16 protein-coding genes are annotated in these 17599 nt (G+C 44.0%); 11 read left to right on the forward strand and 5 right to left on the reverse strand.

Features of this window, described 5'->3' with window-relative positions; translation table 11 throughout:
* The first annotated feature begins 47 nt into the window (after positions 1-47).
* Genes flgF through flgL form a run of 7 tightly spaced genes read left to right on the forward strand, consistent with a single transcriptional unit; the run spans position 48 to position 7864 of the window.
* Entirely contained in the window at positions 48-791 is a 744-nt protein-coding gene (gene flgF, locus ISG33_RS02790) for a flagellar basal-body rod protein FlgF (RefSeq protein ID WP_195733001.1), read from the forward strand.
* A gap of 39 nt (positions 792-830) precedes the next feature.
* Complete coding sequence (gene flgG / locus ISG33_RS02795) at positions 831-1619, forward strand: flagellar basal-body rod protein FlgG (RefSeq protein WP_195732029.1); 789 nt, start codon at positions 831-833, stop codon at positions 1617-1619.
* A 41-nt stretch (positions 1620-1660) separates the two neighbouring features.
* Positions 1661-2395, forward strand: coding sequence for a flagellar basal body L-ring protein FlgH (flgH, locus tag ISG33_RS02800; protein ID WP_195732030.1), 735 nt, complete (start codon positions 1661-1663; stop codon positions 2393-2395).
* A gap of 9 nt (positions 2396-2404) precedes the next feature.
* The gene (locus ISG33_RS02805; protein ID WP_195733002.1) at positions 2405-3517 is read left to right on the forward strand and encodes a flagellar basal body P-ring protein FlgI; all 1113 of its coding nucleotides are present in this window, start codon (positions 2405-2407) and stop codon (positions 3515-3517) included.
* Entirely contained in the window at positions 3517-4485 is a 969-nt protein-coding gene (gene flgJ / locus ISG33_RS02810) for a flagellar assembly peptidoglycan hydrolase FlgJ (protein ID WP_195732031.1), read from the forward strand. The genes ISG33_RS02805 and flgJ overlap by 1 nt, the downstream gene beginning before the upstream one ends.
* Positions 4482-6632 (forward strand): flagellar hook-associated protein FlgK, encoded by a 2151-nt coding sequence (gene flgK / locus ISG33_RS02815; RefSeq protein ID WP_195732032.1) that lies wholly within the window; start codon positions 4482-4484, stop codon positions 6630-6632. Before flgJ ends, flgK begins: the two co-directional genes overlap by 4 nt.
* 5 nt (positions 6633-6637) lie before the next feature.
* Entirely contained in the window at positions 6638-7864 is a 1227-nt protein-coding gene (gene flgL / locus ISG33_RS02820; protein WP_195732033.1) for a flagellar hook-associated protein FlgL, read from the forward strand.
* Positions 7865-7868: 4 nt separating this feature from the next.
* Here the strand turns inward: flgL and ISG33_RS02825 are convergent, their stop codons facing one another.
* Complete coding sequence (locus ISG33_RS02825; RefSeq protein WP_195732034.1) at positions 7869-8774, reverse strand: alpha/beta fold hydrolase; 906 nt, start codon at positions 8772-8774, stop codon at positions 7869-7871.
* Between the two features lie 51 nt (positions 8775-8825).
* Positions 8826-9593: a class II aldolase/adducin family protein gene (locus tag ISG33_RS02830; RefSeq protein WP_195732035.1), complete on the reverse strand. Its 768-nt coding sequence runs from the start codon at positions 9591-9593 to the stop codon at positions 8826-8828.
* A gap of 136 nt (positions 9594-9729) precedes the next feature.
* Between ISG33_RS02830 and ISG33_RS02835 the strand changes: the two genes are divergently transcribed.
* Entirely contained in the window at positions 9730-10434 is a 705-nt protein-coding gene (locus tag ISG33_RS02835; protein ID WP_229333430.1) for a Crp/Fnr family transcriptional regulator, read from the forward strand.
* Between the two features lie 24 nt (positions 10435-10458).
* Here the strand turns inward: ISG33_RS02835 and ISG33_RS02840 are convergent, their stop codons facing one another.
* From ISG33_RS02840 to ISG33_RS02850, 3 genes are all read right to left on the reverse strand, one after another.
* Entirely contained in the window at positions 10459-11691 is a 1233-nt protein-coding gene (locus ISG33_RS02840; protein WP_195732036.1) for a hypothetical protein, read from the reverse strand.
* Positions 11692-11716: 25 nt separating this feature from the next.
* Positions 11717-12376, reverse strand: coding sequence for a methylamine utilization protein (locus ISG33_RS02845; RefSeq protein ID WP_229333431.1), 660 nt, complete (start codon positions 12374-12376; stop codon positions 11717-11719).
* Between the two features lie 183 nt (positions 12377-12559).
* On the reverse strand, positions 12560-13630 hold the full coding sequence (locus ISG33_RS02850; RefSeq protein WP_195732037.1) for a hypothetical protein: 1071 nt from the start codon (positions 13628-13630) through the stop codon (positions 12560-12562).
* A 237-nt stretch (positions 13631-13867) separates the two neighbouring features.
* Between ISG33_RS02850 and ISG33_RS02855 the strand changes: the two genes are divergently transcribed.
* From ISG33_RS02855 to ISG33_RS02865, 3 genes are all read left to right on the forward strand, one after another.
* The gene (locus ISG33_RS02855; RefSeq protein ID WP_195732038.1) at positions 13868-14707 is read left to right on the forward strand and encodes a flagellin N-terminal helical domain-containing protein; all 840 of its coding nucleotides are present in this window, start codon (positions 13868-13870) and stop codon (positions 14705-14707) included.
* Between the two features lie 446 nt (positions 14708-15153).
* The gene (locus ISG33_RS02860) at positions 15154-15981 is read left to right on the forward strand and encodes a flagellin N-terminal helical domain-containing protein (protein ID WP_195732039.1); all 828 of its coding nucleotides are present in this window, start codon (positions 15154-15156) and stop codon (positions 15979-15981) included.
* Between the two features lie 444 nt (positions 15982-16425).
* Complete coding sequence (locus ISG33_RS02865; protein ID WP_195732040.1) at positions 16426-17256, forward strand: flagellin N-terminal helical domain-containing protein; 831 nt, start codon at positions 16426-16428, stop codon at positions 17254-17256.
* Positions 17257-17599 lie beyond the last annotated feature (343 nt).

Here is a 17599-nt window from a genome sequence, read left to right on the forward strand (position 1 = left end):
ACACTTCTGCATTAGCAACAAGTAACGTCAAAAAAGAGTCGAACCCTATGGACAAAATGCTGTATATCGCGGCCAGTGGCGCCAAGCAAGACCTGATGGCTACTTCCATCCGCGCCAACAATTTGGCCAATGCCCAAACGACGGGCTTCAAAGCCCAGCTCGAGCAAGCTCGTGCTATGCCCGCGTTCGGCCAAGGTTTGCCGACTCGCGTCTTTAATGTCACCGAAAGCCCAAGTAACAATTACGAAAGCGGACCGTTGATTACCACCGGACGTCCCCTCGATGTGGCAGTTCAAGGGCCAGGTTGGTTAAGTGTACAAACTCCTGAAGGCCAAGAGGCATATACTCGCAGCGGCAGCATGACGATGACCGCCGATGGCGCATTACAAGATTCTAAAGGAAATTTGGTATTAGGTGAAAATGGGCCTTTGTTTTTACCTGTTCCTGTTACCAATGTGACGATAGCAAATGATGGCCGAATTTCTGGCAGGTTACAGGGCGCACCAGCAAATCAAATTGATGAAATAGGGCGTTTGAAAATGGTTAATCCTGCTTTAGATACTATGAAGCGAAGAAATGACGGCCTGTTCGATTTAAAAGATGGCGGCATTGCGCCACAGGATATCACTGTAGGTGTGGGCTCAGGTATGTTGGAAGGTTCGAACGTGAATGCGGTGAATGAAATGGTCAGTATGATCAGCTTACAGCGGCACTATGAAATGCAAGTGAAGTTGATGAAAAAAGCTGACCAAATGGTGACTAGCTCGAACACCCTACTCAGAATTATTTAATTAAGTTGAAAAGCGAAGTACCTTTTCGCGGAGATTGTTATGCACCCAGCATTATGGATAAGTAAAACAGGTTTAGACGCAGCACAAACAGATGTATCTGTTGTTTCCAACAACTTGGCGAATGCGAGTACCGTTGGTTTCAAAAAAGACCGTGCGGTATTTGAAGATCTTCTCTATCAAAATATCAACCAACCCGGTGGCCGCTCGTCTGCTGATACCGAGCTTCCGTCTGGCTTGATGTTAGGCGCGGGCTCTAAAGTAGTAGCAACGCAAAAGTCACATACCCAAGGTAATTTGTTAACGACCGATAATGCCCTAGATATTTCGATTCAGGGCCGTGGTTTCTTCGAAATTCAGCAGCCTGATGGCACTTTGGCCTATACCCGAAACGGACAGTTTACCTTAAACGACCAAGGTAACATCGTCACACCTGGTGCTGGCTTCGTATTGCAACCCGTGGTTACCCTGCCGCCAGATGCTCAGCAAGTAACTATTTCACAAGACGGCGAAGTGTCTGCGCAACTGCGTGGACAAGCCGAGCCCCAAGTACTTGGCCAGTTAAATCTTGCCGACTTTATCAATCCGGTGGGGCTTCAACCTATAGGGCAAAATCTTTATGTTGAAACTGCGGTTTCTGGTGCACCTATTCAAGGTGTTCCGGGTTTGGAAGGCTTAGGTACCTTAGCGCAGGGAACGCTTGAAACGTCTAATGTGAATGTGACCGAAGAGCTGGTTAACCTGATTGAAAGTCAGCGCTTGTATGAAATGAACTCAAAGGTTATTTCATCGGTGGACCAGATGTTAGGCCAAGTCATCCAGCAGCTTTAAGTTTTAGCTGAATAAAACAGTAGCAGTACGAGAGCAATAAAATGAAAACTAAGCGCACGAAAAAGAGTGGCACTCGCGAACAAGGTATAAACACCTTTCGACTCATCTTATCAACTGCATTGCTAGTGATGTTGTCTGCCTGCGAGTCGACACAGAATATGCCGATTACTGCAAACGACCCCTATTATGCGCCTGCTGTTCCTATGATGGCTAAAGACGAGATTGTTGAAGACGGTAGTTTGTTCAACAAAGGCTTGTCGAACAGTCTTTATTCAGATGTTAAGGCAAGACGATTAGGCGACATTATTACCGTTCAGCTAAGTGAAAATACGAATGCGACAAAATCTGCGGGCACAACTTCATCTAAAGAGAGCACTGTTGATTTGCAGCCCATCATTGGCTTCGGAGGTAATGCCATCAATATTGGTAAGGAGGCTGTTCAGTTGGGGCTCGATTCAAGTAATGAATTTACTGGTGATGCTCAAGCCAATCAGAGCAATAGCTTACAGGGCAGTATTTCTGTCACCGTGGTGGAGGTGCTACAGAATCAAAATTTGGTTATTCGCGGCGAAAAGTGGTTAACACTTAATAATGGTGATGAGTATATTCGATTAACTGGGGTGATTAGAGCCGCAGATATTTCTCCTACGAATCAGATTGAATCAACCAAGATTGCCAATGCTCGAATTCAATACAGTGGTAAAGGCTCATTTGCCCAAGCACAGCAGAAAGGTTGGCTTACAAGGTTCTTTTCTTCAACGTGGTGGCCACTCTAGGACGATATGATGAAATTATTTTCAGCAGTACTTATCTTAAGTTTACTCTTTACCCCTTTCCAATCTTATGGGCAACGAATTAAAGACCTTGCCAGCGTACAAGGGGTTCGCTCAAACCAATTAGTGGGCTACGGCTTGGTCGTGGGGCTGCCCGGCACGGGTGAAACGAGCCCATTTACCGAGCAGAGTTTCAGAACGATGCTAGCGAATTTTGGCATTTCCCTAGACAGCAACGTGAAGCCTAAGATAAAGAATGTCGCGGCGGTAACAGTCACTGCAAATTTGCCTGCTTTCTCCAAACCGGGACAGAAAATAGACATCACTGTTTCTTCTATTGGAGAAGCGTCTAGTTTAAGCGGCGGTACTTTGTTGCAAACGGTTCTACGTGGAGCCGACGGTGAAGTATACGCTGTTGCTCAAGGAAGCTTAGTAGTGAGTGGTTTCGGGGCTGAAGGTAACGACGGTTCTCGTATAGTATCAAATACGCCTACCGTAGGTCGTGTGCCTAACGGTGCCGTGGTTGAACGCTCTGTGCGGTCAGGTTTCATGCAAAACGATTTTCTTACTTTCAATCTGAATACACCTGATTTTAGCACGGCACAAGCTCTCGCTGATGTGATTAACACACGTTTAGGCGGCGATCCTGCAAACGGGACTGCCTTTGCTAAACCACTGGATGCAGCCTCGGTACAGGTGTCAGCGCCTCGTGATCAAGCACAACGTGTGAGCTTTTTGGCGACTATTGAGAATTTTGAATTTCAGCCTGCAACAGCGCCCGCTAGAGTGGTTATTAACAGTCGTACAGGCACAATAGTTATCGGGCAAGACGTAAGGCTGCTTCCTGCTGCCATAACGCATGGCGGCTTAACGGTAACTATTTCTGAAAATACTCAAGTTGATCAGCCAAATGCGCTTGCTAACGGTAATACCGTAGTGGCGCCGCAGTCAGTTGTTGATGTGCAGCTTGACGACAGTCGCATGTTCTTATTTGATCCTGGTGTAAGCCTCGACGAATTAGTGCGTGCAGTAAATGAAATCGGCGCTGCTCCCGGTGATTTAATGGCGATACTTGAAGCCTTACGTCAAGCAGGTGCGCTGCAAGGTGAATTGGTCATTATCTAATGGACGCATCAGCAAACACGAAATCTCAACTTGAAATGTCGCGTAACTATCACGACATGGGAAGTGTTAATAAGCTTCGTGAAGCCGCGCAATCAGGTGACAAAGGCGCCTTAGAAGAAGCCGCAAAGCAGTTCGAAGCTATCTTTGTGCAAATGATGCTCAAGTCTATGCGCAAAGCACAGGATGCACTAGCTGATAAAGACAGTCCTTTTAGTTCAGAACAGGTGAAATTCTACCGTGAAATGCATGATAAACAACTGGCTACGGATTTATCTGCAAACGGCAGCATAGGCCTGGCTGATATTATCGTACAACAAATGAATCCAGGTGATGAAATGATGCCTGCTGGCGCAGTTCGTTCTGATGGCGACTTATCGGTATTGAATCGGCACAATGTTGCCGCTGTGCAAAATGCACAAGATCGCGTTCTGGGCGAGAACAATCAAAATGTGGCGAAGGATAATGTTGCTGCTGGCGCATTCAAACAATCTGTATTTGCGTCGCCGCAAGAGTTTGTAAAAGCGCTATATCCACATGCAGTTGAGGCAGCCAAAGCACTCAATATAAGCCCTAAAGCAATGATTGCGCAGGCGGCGCTAGAAACGGGGTGGGGCAAGAGTATTATTCACAAAGGCGATGGTGAAAACAGCCACAATTTGTTTGGTATTAAAGCCGACAAACGCTGGGAAGGTGAGAAAGCCGCAGTAGATACGCTTGAATTTGTAAATAATGTCGCGGAAAAACAGCAAGCTTCTTTTAGAAGTTATGGGTCATTCACTGATTCTCTAAGCGACTACGTTGATTTTATTAAGTCAAATCCGCGCTATGAAAAAGCAACACAAAAGACCGAGTCTCCGCAAGATTATTTTGAAGCACTCCAAGATGCAGGTTACGCAACTGACCCCAAGTATGCAGAAAAAGTCATGTCGGTTTTTAACGGAAGCATTCTAGGCGACTTACTACCATGATTAAAACAGCGGATTTATTTTCGATTGCCAAAACGGGTGTTAACGCATCAAACCGTTTACTGAATACCACCAGTAATAATATTGCAAATATAAACACTGAAGGATATGTGCGAGAGCGCACCGAATTTCAATCTCAGCTCACCGGCGGCGTAGATCGGGGCTTTACTGATCGGGTACTCAATCAGTTTGCAATGAACCAACTTCGCCGCGACACCACGAGCGTTGGCGAGGCACAGGCATTTTTTGATCGAGCTGAAGGTTTGGACAATGTGCTTGCTAGCGAGGCTAATTCGATTAGTGGCGCAGTGACTCGTTTTTTTGCTTCTGTTCAAACCGCAGCCGACGACCCAACGAATATCACATCGCGCAACTCTGTTTTAGGTGAAGCCCAAGGCTTAGTCAATCGCATCAATACACTAGGTGATTTCATCACCGTAAAAGAGCGAGAAGTTGAACAACAAATAGAAGATAGTGTTAATAACGCGAACGCCCTTATAAAACAAATAGGCGACTTGAACGAAGCGATTCAGGTTGTGGGTAACAGCAGTTCCGTCGACACACCTTCTACTTTAATGAATGAACGAGACTTGGCAATACGTAAACTTGCTGAGTATATGTCGATAGAGACACGCACTAGCCCAAACAGCGATTTGGGAGTGGTTGTTAATTTGAGCTCTGGCGAGTCATTGGTATTGGCCGATGGCACTTTTAACGTATTAGCCCTTGATGGTGAGCCTGATTTTACAAATGCTCAGTTACAGCTCTCAACGAATTACGAACCACCAAAAGCAAACACAACTTTAAATGTACAAGAGCAAAAAATGGGTGGGGCGATGGGCGGTTTATTTCGCTATCGCGAGCAAATATTGGAGCCAGCTCAGCGCGACCTCGGCAAACTATCAGTAGCCATGGCTGATGCTTTCAACACCCAAAATCGTCAGGGCATGGATTTGGATCAACAACTCGGTGCCAATATATTCGCGCTTCCCGAATTTCGTGGCATTAATTACCCTGAGAACGCCGATTTAGGTTTGGGTATCAAGGGGCGATTTACGCCGGGTGCGGGTGGAGATATCACTAATTCTGATTATCGTATTGAAGTGCTTAGTGCGCCAACTGGCAGCCCACCCACCTTTGACATACAAGTATCTGCCCTGAATACAGACGGCACAGATCAATTAAATGCTGACGGTAGCCCTATTACGCAAACTATAAACGTGAGTGCGCAGCAAGGCACATACAACACAATTATGGGCGGCATAGAAATAGAGTTTGCTAGCGGAGCTGCTTACAGTGTTGGCGATCAGTTTTTGTTTCAACCACTTCGAACGGCAGCGAATGACCTTGAACTTGCCACTAATCGAGGTGAGGATCTTGCTTTTGCTAAACCGCTACGTGTTGATACCAATCAAGCAAATTTGGGTGACGCAAGCATTCTTAACGTAGTCGTCACCAATTCGTTAGTTGATAATACTTTCACAAATTCCCTTGCTTCCGGTTTTAATGGCGCGGGGGATATTCAAAGTGCAAGCGATACGCCAGCCTCGGTAGGCGCACCTGCTGCGATCCGCTTCAGCTCTGAAAGTGCTTTTGAGGTTCTTGATAATGCTGTACCTCCGAATGTAATTACCACCGTGAGCGGTGTGAGTGATTTCAACAACTTGCTACAACAAGCAAAAGATAATGGCACCGCGCCTCCATGGCCAACTGAGTTCGCTGCTTTAGATGATTATCCTGGCTACGATTTTAGTCTTGAGGGCATCCCTAAGCCAGGAGATGTATTCAATATCAGCTTTAATACCGATGGTTTAGCAGACAACCGAAACGCGATTGAGCTTGCTGACTTACAACAAGCAGATACTGTGCGTCAAAGTGTTGGAGATAATGGAAATCGGGCAACCTTTAACGAAGCCTATGCCAACATTGTGGGAAATATTGGTTCACAAACGGCTAACGGAAAGATTGAGCTTGAGGCGGCTAAGGTGTTGCAAACGCAATCTTCTGATTGGTTTGAATCAACCTCAGGCGTGAGCTTGGATGAAGAAGCTGCTAATCTCATTCAGTTTCAGCAGTCTTATGCAGCAGCAGCAAGAATTTTATCCACGGCACAAGAGCTTTTCGACACCATTTTAGCAGCAGCTAGGTAGTAATCATGAGAGTAACAACCAACTTAATTTATAATCAAAACCTTCGAAATATTGACACCAATCAAGGTAACTTGGTGGATATTCAACAACAACTTGCCAGTGGCAAAAAACTGCTGCGTCCGAGCGACGATCCAGTAGGCGCTGCACAGGTGATTCGTTTAACCGAAGAGCTAGATAAGATAACGCAATATCAGCGAAATAATGATCTCACAACAAATGCACTAGAACTTCAAGAGACGGCTCTGCGAAGCATTAATGATGTTGTGAATAGGGCACGGGTACTTACTGTACAGTCGGGTAATGGCATTTTGGCTTCGGAAGATCGCAAGGCTATTGGCGCTGAAATAGAGCAAATTAGAAATCAAGTATTAGATCTTATGAATACGCGAAACGCGAGTGGTGAATATATTTTTGCAGGTTACCAGTCGTCGAGCCAAGCTTTTGAATTTAATCCTAGCGCTAGCGGAAATAAAGTCACTTTCCTTGGCGACGATGGAGAAAACCAAATAGCGCTTAGTGATAGTGTCAAAATACAAAGCACCTCGTCGGGCAAAAGTATCTTCCAAGATGTCTTTGCGCGCTTAAATTTTTCAACGAGTGCATCGCCTGGAGTCTTGATTGAAACGGCTAGAGTTGACGAACAAGGTACTTTTGATAAGTTTCACAAGCAGAATTTTGACACGCTTAACCCCATAAACAACCAATATCAAATTGAAGTATTAGCGGGTAATCAAGTAAGCATCAGCAATGTCGGCACAGGTGCGATTGTATCAACGCAGTCTTATGAGTCGGGCGAAACGATTCGCTTTGCGGGTGTGGAATTAAATTTTGAGGCAAATGTTGGTGATACCGTCAATATTGAGTTGAATCGTCCTGAGAAAAAAAACTTGGCGGAAACCCTAAATGACATGTTTATAGCATTAACGTCAGACGATATTTCTGAAACTGATTTCGTTAATGCGATCGACAATACACTTGTTGGGCTAGACAACGGCCTTGAAAAAATGTCGCTCGAAAGCTCATCTATTGGTGCGCGATTGAATATTGCGCAGTCCATAAATGAGTCTAATCTAGACAGTGAAATAACGCTGCAAGCAGCGCGTTCGAGTATAGAAGATGTTGACTATGCGGCTGCATCCACTGAATTTGCGAAACAAGAAACAGCGCTGCAAGCAGCCTTTCAGTCTTTTCCTCGGGTGAGCTCCTTAACGCTTTTTGATTATATTGGTTAGAACCTTATTGATTGACGAAGCCGGTTAAAAGCTGATTCAGTTGATCAGGTGCCTCTAGCTGAGGGTAATGACCTACATCGATGCCAATTGCTTTGGCTGCTGGTAGTAGCGTTTTAAACTTATCTAACATGTGTTGCCCCGAGATCGGATCGTATATCCCGTTGATAAAAAGCTGGGGCACTTGAGTGTTTTTCATCGCCTCTACCCAATCATTTCTGAATACATGCCTTTCATCTATGTAACTTAACAAATATGGCAAGGCTGCTGTGCCGTTATTGTGTTCAAGTAGCGCCCAAATGACATCAACTTCAGCCCTTGATGGAGGCGTTTTGGGGCCAAAGATTTTGTTGAAACTGCGACTAAGCGTGGCCTTCGACATAAACTTAGAAATAAACGGGCCAAGCTTGCTCTTCAGTAATTTTTGAGTGAAGAGAGGGCGGTGACTTTCAGCAAATAAACCGCCATTCAAATAGCAAATCCCCTGTATTGAGAAGCTAGTCTGGTGATTTTCAAACCTTGTTAGGAGGCTTTGCGCAACAGAATCACCGTAATCATGTGCAACTATTAAGCAGTCTTTTATGTTTAGGTGATTTAGTAAAGTGTCGGCAATATTTGCTTGCTCTACCAGTGAATAGGAATAAGGGCTTGGCTTATCTGACAAACCCAGCCCAAGTAAGTCGAAGCACACTAAATTAATATTAGACTTGGCTTGTTTTTGCAGAAATTCCCATTGCCAATGCCAATCCCAAGAGGCACTTGGAAAACCATGAATGAACAGGACTGTTTTTGCTTTGGCAGTACTCTCTTTTGCTGCGTTGTTTGCAAACTCTGCCCAATAGGCAATATTGTGCTCGCCAACTCGTAAATATCTTGCCTTATTCTTATAACTTTCAATATTTGAATGTGGCACGTGCGTTCCTTATCGAGACAAGTCAGGGACGATTCCTTTGGATGCTATTATCTAAACATCAAAGCCTGGATTTGTGCGATTGAGTTTACGTAAAATACCAGGCCACGCAAGTTCGCCGCCAGCAGACTTGGTGACTTCTTTTGCTTGAGCTTGAATACCAGCTAATATTTGATCTGGAATTTTAAGCATTTCCTGCCCTGTGGCCTGAGCTTGCAACTGTATTTCGCACGAGCGCTGAAGTAAATACATAAAGGTAAAGGCTTCTGCGATACTGCTCCCACAGGTTAGCAAACCATGATTTCTCAATATCATGAACATGGTTGAGCCTAGATCGGCTACTAATCGAGACTTTTCATCCGGATTTAAAGCAACGCCTTCATAATCGTGATAAGACAGCGACGATAAAGCAAATAAAGACTGTTGAGAATATGCTTGTAATCCTTCTTTTAAAGTTGATACAGCAATGCCTGCATTGGTGTGTAAATGCATCACGCACTTTGCATCCTCACGACTCTCGTGCACCGCGCTATGAATAATGAAACCAGCAGGATTAATATCGAAGTCACTCTCCATCACTTTATTGCCTCGAATATCCACTTTCACTAAACTTGAGGCAGTGACTTCGTCAAACATCATACCGTAGGGGTTGATCAAAAAGTGATGCTCTGGGCCCGGCACACGAGCTGAAATATGCGTGAACACTAAATCATCCCAGCCATAGTGAGCCACCATTCTGTATGCTGCGGCCAGATCAACTCTGGTATTCCACTCCTCTGAGCTAACTTGATTTTTCAGTGATTCAGTGTTGATAGCCTTCATTGCTTTACCTTTTGTGACAAACTTTTTATTAGATTAACCTAAGTATTCAATATAAACTGTCGTCAATTTGACAATTGGTCTGAATGTCTTTTTTTCAGATCATTCCCCTCGATTTTCAGCCCTTCATGGTGAGGATATGATGCTAGCAAGTGACTATAAACAACGCTTGATGAGCAACGATTGGTTCAGCAGCTTACCTATCGATGTTATTGATAAACTTGTTAGCTTGTGCAAATTAAAAACCATCGATACAGGACAATACCTTATTGCTAGGAATGGGCCAGCCGATGGCATGTATTGCTTAGTTGAAGGCAAGCTTAGAATTTCTAATGTTAACCAACAGGGTAAAGAGATGGTGTTAACTTGGATCAGTCCCGGCACATGGTTTGGAGAGATATCTTTATTCGATGGTTTGCCAAGAACACATGATTCGATTGCCGAAACACAATCAACACTGCTCCTGTTACCGGCAAAATCATTTCATGAGTTACTAGCTGAGCACCCCGAACTCTACCCACATTTTATGAAACAACTTTGCCGACGTTTGCGCAGTGTTTTTTCGGTATTAGATGAAGCTAACGGGCTGAGCTTGAAACAGCAATTGATGAAACGCTTACTCATGTTGTCTGATGCGTGGCGTTTTTCTGACTCACAGATTACCTCGCCGCAAGCTATCGATATTGAAGTATCACAAGAAGCGTTAGCCAGGCTGTTGAATACGTCACGTCAAACGATAAATAAACTGTTGCAGGAACTACAAGCAGAAGCACTCATTTCATTAGGTTACCGAAGCATCACTCTCTTGCAACCACAAGCATTAGACCAAGCCTGTAAAGCATAAATATTGAAAGAGGCTGCGATTAAATCAATAGCGATACTCGAGTATGACCAAGGCTGCTTTCTCGGTTTGCGATGGGGCAATATTTAATTGTAGTCGGTTTACTGCCCGATTCTTCGATAGGTGTAACTCGCTCCCAATGCTAATGCTGTCAGTTAAAGCGTATTTGTAGTTAAGCGTCAAAGCGCTTCCGTGACTGTTGTTAGGGTCCTCGGGAATGATGTCTCTTTCATTGACATCAAAAACATCCACACGAGTGCTTACTTTACTTCTTTTTGTCAATTGTAAAAGGATTTGCGCAAAAGCTGCTTGGTAATCAACATGCACAAAATTTTCTCCCATCAGGGTCGAGCCACCTAAGATTTGAGCTTTGAACGCAAGCGACTTGTTGACTTGGTGTTGCACAGCAATGGAGTGAAATTTGGTTCGCCATGCGTACAAACGTTGCGAGTTAACACTATTTGGATTAGCAAAATTATCATAGTAGTAGTATTTAATTTGTGTTCTTCTTAGGTAGCGTAGATGTAAGCCCAAATATGCACCTACACGAGAGTCAAGTTCGCTGAAGGGTTCAACCCACGCCGGATGGTCGATTACCTCAGGGCTAATCACCGACGGATAAGGCGCAAATTCAAGTCGTTCAGCGAACAAACTCTGCCTATCATGACTCGAAAAACCACGCCAAGCAATCACGCTACCTAGGGGATCATTGCCCTTATAAAGACCTAATTTTGCATCCCAACTCCACGCGCTTGCACGCTTGCGGCCTCCTTGAAAAACGGACGCTTCTATACCAAAAATTCGCAACTCTTCGCCGAACCAACTATTGATGGCTGAGTGGGTATAACTGTCGGGTGACAGCCAACCAATATCTGTGTTTTCAACTGATAGCTCGGGGTAAAACATGCCAAGCCGCAGTCGATATTTAACACGTGAAGATATGATGGGTTGATACTTCAAAAATGCTTGTGACAACCCAAGATGCTTATGCCCATCGCTATAGCCATTGAGCATTACTTCTGAGCTAAACGACGAGCTCCAGTCCGATTCAATTTGAACAATAGCCTGTTGCCATCTTAATCCGCCACGGTTGGATCGAAGGCTACCTGTGCCACTTTCTAAAAAACTCTTTTGCGCATCACTTGCTGCAACGCCAGCTTGAAAGATGGCGTCTACTTGATGATGCACTTGTGCGAATGCCACTTTGTCTGAAGAAAAAAATAATACACAAGTGAGCAAGAGTGAGTTTACAAACTGCATTTGATTGCCTCTCTCCAGCGCTGTACTAATACTCTTCGATTGAAAGTGCTTCATATCCGTCAAAGTCCTCTTGCATTGCATTTGTGAGCTGATGAACTTGCGACTTTCCAGAATAGGTCAATTTTATTCGTTGCTCATCCTCACGCATGCGAGGATGCCATATACTAAGGTGGGATATATCTTTATCGGACAAGCTATTTTGATTAAAAAATGCTTTTCCATCTTTATTGGTTTTTGCAAACAATGCGCTGTCGGCAATATAGATGTAACCGAGCATCCAGTCGTGAATATTACAACCTAAATCAACCACGCCACTTTTTTCAAAGACGATAGGTGGGGCTTGCCTTCCTTTATATAAACCTTGCTCGAATACTTTTGTTTCAGAAAAGGAATATACATGGTGTTTGATATTATCTGAATTTGGAAAACTCACCGATGTGCCCTTCTCGATTGCGAGGATATGCGGATAAAACTGCTCATCAACTTGGTCCATCACGGCAAGCTTATTCGTGTTCGCAGTGCTCGTTGACGAGCCATTATCTCGATAATGAATCTCTACTATCGCATTTGCTACTGGCTTACTCTCACTGTCAAGCAAGGTTAGGCTGTATTCTGAGGCGCTAGCGCTGTGAGAGCTAAACACCATAACTAAGATAAAAAACAATGGAGCAGAAAAGCTGAGCATGGATGATCCTGAATTGTGTTGGCGCTGTTGAGCGCTGAAATATGTACCTAAACGATGGTCACAGTTTTGCGTTTAGCCTGTTAATGGCTATTTACCCAGTTCATCTTCTAAAAACCATTGTAATTCGCCGCAAAAAAACACCTTCGATAATAGAGTAGCGGCAAGAGCGACAAAAGTATGAATTTAGAATGCTAGGGATAACTTGCACAGATAAACATCAGTGTCATCATTGGCACTTGCGCCGTCACTTGCACCGTCACTTGAATAGTAACTGAGCCACAGTGTGTTGCCTTCTAGGCTTGCTCCAGGATAGCCATTGTCGCCAGTACTGGGCAGCGCACATAGCAATCTTTGCTCTAGGCTTTTTAGTGAGACCGAAAAAATACCTGTTTTCAAGTCGCCATCTTTATAACTAATGTCGGAAAGCGGTATTTCAGAGACAATCACGCGGCTAGCTTCTGCCTCCATTTTCCAGAACGGTGACGATATAGCGTTTTCGTGATTATCTGATGAATGCTCATATCTAGCAGCAATCAATAGGTAGTCTTTATACTTTCCAATGATTACAGGGCTGGCCATGTAAACCTTGAGTTCATGCCATACCCAATCGGTGAAAGGCGCAGTACTTATTCCAAGTAGTGTGGTGAAGCTGTCTGCATCTCTGCGCACAATCGCATGAGCTTGCTTAGTTGTGAAAAAGAGATCGCTCTCATTTGGATAACCAAAACCGTGCTTTTGCTTGCTCAAAATAGCCTTGGGTTTTGCCCGCAGAGCTGATAAGGACTTGCCTTTATAAAGAAGCAAATGTTCTTTGCTGCGTTCATAGGCAATACTATAAAGACGGTTGTTGTGTAGAGTAAAACGCCAGCACCATTGAAACTCTGCTCCGAAATACCCTCGGTGCTCCCAAGTAATACCTCCTTGGTACTCAAAAAAGGTATTGCGACTTTGTAGCGTCGTATTTTTCTTTTCTCGTGAATAGGCGGTCAAATATAGGTGATTGTTCATCTGAAGCAAACGCGGATCACGTAAGTCTGAATGAGGGAGGCTTATATAGCAGCGACTGAGCTCTTCGCCTTTTGTATTCAAACTGATAACAACCACTTTACTTGTTGATGAGTGGTGGTCAACAGCTGTGCGGAAACACAACCATAGTGTGTTTTTTATACGAATAAGATCCGTGAAGGCATTATGCGGCAATGCAGGAGAAATTTTTTTAATACTCAGTATATTTATATTAATTGGCTTATCCATTGTTTTTAATAACCTTTTCATCTTGCCTGAACAAGAGGGCGGCAATTTTTTGCCGCTTATAGTGAAAAAAAGCAATATTTAGTTAAAGGGAATTGATGACATGTCGATAAACATTTACGAGAGAGCCAGTACATTAACTTATCACTAGTATAGTTATTGTTCTACAAGTTGTTATTAATCCACCGGAGTCACGTCCGGCGACCAGCAAGTGCTGGACTGAGAGTGTAGGAGAGACTTATGTCCTTGTTCGTAAATACAAACCAATCGGCTTTGAATGCTCAACGCCAATTATTCAATTCATCAAACAGTTTGAACACCTCGTTCGAACGTTTATCTTCGGGTTTCCGTATTAACCGTGCTTCAGATGATGCTGCAGGTTTGCAAATATCGGACCGTATGACCACCCAAGTCAATGGCTTAAATCAGGCGGTTCGTAACGCCAACGATGCTATTTCATTAACGCAAACGGCTGAAGGCGCGCTGGCAGAGACAACAAATTCATTACAAAGAATTCGTCAGCTTGCAGTCCAATCACAGAATGGTATCAACTCTTCTGCTGACCGTTTAGCACTTCAAAAAGAAGTTTCGGCGCTTAAGACTGAAATTTCTCGAATCGCGACTGATACTCAGTTTAACAAGGTGGATTTATTAACTAATAACTTCTCTGCGGCGTTTCTAGTAGGTGCAAACTCTGGTCAAACTATTTCAGTTAACCTTTCTGGTCCAAATTTACAGGGCATCAATGGTTTTTCTGCGACGGGTTTGAACATCGGTGATCTTTCGGTTGCAACTTTCGGTGGTGCTTCCGCTGCACTAGTTGCTATTGATAATGCTATATCTTCGGTAGGTGGCGTGAGAGCAGATTTAGGTGCGTTAACAAATCGCTTCCAGTCTACAATCCGAAATCTAACGAACATTTCTGAGAACGTTTCAGGTGCCAGAGCGCAAATTCGGGATACTGACTTTGCTTCTGAAACAGCTGAACTAACACGTAACCAGATTATTCAGCAGGCAAGCACAACCATACTATCACAGGCTAATCAGCGTCCTCAGGCCGCTCTTCAGCTTCTTGGTTAAGCCTAACTGACCCTACTGTTTGGGGAATGAAGCCAGGAGGTAGTATCTAGCGTCACAATCCAAACAGCAGAGAGTCCGCTCACTCTCGACACATCCAGAGCGAAAGGTCAGGCATTGCCTGGCCGCTTACTAACTTAGTTAAAACAATAGCTTAGTGGGTATAGTCACACTTACCAAAATATAATTTTAATAAATTTAGCATTAAGCCTAAAGGTTTTCGCGTATCTGCACGATAAGTATTTCAAGCACGGAGATAAAAATAATAAATACTCCGAGTCAGCAAGTTGAGTTGAGCACCACAGAGTGATAACCAACACAAATCGATAAGCTCAAATTAGTTACACAGAAGAGCACAACATAATAAAAAGTCGAAGCTGATAAATACGCATGCAATGAGCTGCTTCAAAGAAAGCTGCCAAGCATAGAAAATCGTTAGGAGAAAAATCGTGAGTTTATTCGTTAATACGAATGTGTCTTCGTTAGAAGCGCAGCGTCAGATTTTTACAGCGTCCACTCGGTTAGATACCGCATTTGAACGCCTGTCTTCTGGCTTTAGAATCAACAGTTCAAAAGATGATGCAGCCGGTTTGCAAATTAGCGACCGAATTGCAACGCAAGTGAATGGTCTGAATCAAGCTGTACGCAACGCTAACGACGGAATTTCCCTTGCTCAAACCGCTGAAGGTGCGATGCAGGAAATCACCAATGCATTACAACGTATTCGAGTGCTGGCGATCCAATCACAAAACGGGATTAACTCCTCAAACGATCGTTTGTCATTACAAAAAGAAGTATCGGCTTTGAAATCGGAAATCGATAGAGTTTCAACGACTACGCAATTTGCAGGTGTTGATATCTTAAACGGCAATTTTTCGTCGATATTTTTAATAGGTGCCAATTCTGGGCAATATATTGCCATAAATTTGTCACGAACAGGTGGCTTTGGTACTTCGGGTTTATTTGGTAATAACCTTGTGTCGGTACAAAGCGCAGAGGCTGCTTCTGCCGCAATATCCTTTATGGATGCAGCAATATCGATAATAGATGCGAAAAGAGCCGATTTAGGTGCGATACAAAACCGCTTTCAATCAAGTGTGCGCAATTTAGCGAATGTGGTTGAGAACGCTTCGCAAGCTAGATCTCGGGTTCGTGATACTGATTATGCTATCGAAACCGCAGAGTTAGCACGTTGGCAGATTACCCAACAAGCCAGTGTAACTGTGCTGGGGCAGGCAAATCAACGACCGCAGCAGGCTTTGCAGCTGCTGCAATAAGTAAAAACTAGAAAAGCGTCGCGAATAGTCGTGAGGGATGAGTGTGTCTAAATTAGCACTTCGACTGACCATTATCGGTGATGTTAACAAAAGAGAATTAACGATGACATTCCCCAAAGAGGGAACTGCTGACTGACAGGAACAATGCCAGGAGGTAGTGAGAGGTATAAAGGTCTGGACCATTATACCTGTCTGTCAGCAAGAGCTTTCGCTCTGTTACAGCAATTGCGTCATCAAACGAGTGACTGTTTGATGAAATGAGCCTGTCCATGACTCATATAAGCATAAGCACTTTGTGTGCCAACTAGAAAGACCGAAGTTGTAAAACTTCACAGATAGGCCGCCAATCGGCGTTTGAAAAGAGAAAATAACCGAGCGCGATAAATAAAGTAAAAGGGCGCTACATTTCATTATTTAATATTTGAAAATCGTTAGGAGATTATCATGAGTTTATTCGTCAATACTAATGTGTCCGCTATTAATGCACAAAGGCAATTAATCAACACATCATCCAATCTAAATACCGCTTTTGAGAGATTGTCATCTGGCTTTCGTATCAATAGCGCAAAAGACGACGCCGCGGGTTTGCAGATAGCAGACCGAATGACGTCGCAGATCCAAGGTTTAGACCAGGCCGTTCGAAATGCCAATGATGGTATTTCCTTAGCGCAGACGGTTGAAGGTGCATTACAAGAGACTACTAATGCCCTGCAAAGAATTCGCGTGCTGGCCATTCAGTCACAAAATGGTATCAATGATGACTCCGACCGATTGGCTCTGCAAAAAGAGGTATCAGCACTGAAAATTGAAATGAGCCGTATTACCACAACTACTCAGTTTGCTGGAGTAAATGTATTATCCGGAAGTTTTTCATCGGCTTTTTTGGTAGGTGCGAATGCTGGGCAAACAATTAACGTCAATATCTCTCGCCCTAATGGTTTTGGTACCTTAGGTCTATTTGGTAGCTCGACTTTAACGGTGGCGACTCCGGGGGATGCTTCTGCGGCGCTCGCTCAAATTGATAGGGCTATTGAAATAGTGGACGATAAACGCGCTGATTTAGGTGCTATACAAAACCGTTTCCAGTCAACGATAAGGAACTTGGCCAACATTTCGGAAAATGTGTCGGCAGCGCGTTCAAGAATTCGAGATACTGACTTCGCCTCTGAAACTGCTGAGCTTACTCGCTCGCAAATTATACAACAGGCAAGTACAACCATATTGGGTCAGGCAAACCAACGACCTCAGGCTGCATTGAGTCTGCTGCAGGGATAAATAAAGGCTTAAGCTTGCGGCTGTAAAAGCCAGTCAATAAAAAAGCAAAAATTGGAAAGCGTTGAGAGGCTCTCTATTGCCAAGGATGGCGGCCGTAAGGCAACTCTCCTATCGCTTTTATAAACCATATAGTTAAGGCTATATGCGAATTAAAATGTCGACGTACAGGACTGAGAGTGTAGAAGTTTTTGGTTGAGAGGCCAGTAACTTGTTCCACAATCCTGCAAGCCGACGAAACTGCTTTGCTCCAACTCCTAACGTGAGCAAGTTGGTCGGGCCGCCCTTAGGCTCGACCTTTTTTCCTTCTCAGTCTGGAGCGATCACCAAGAAGGAATTATTGTCG

Source organism: Marinibium conchae (assembly GCF_015595035.1).
Classification (GTDB): domain Bacteria; phylum Pseudomonadota; class Gammaproteobacteria; order Enterobacterales; family Alteromonadaceae; genus Glaciecola.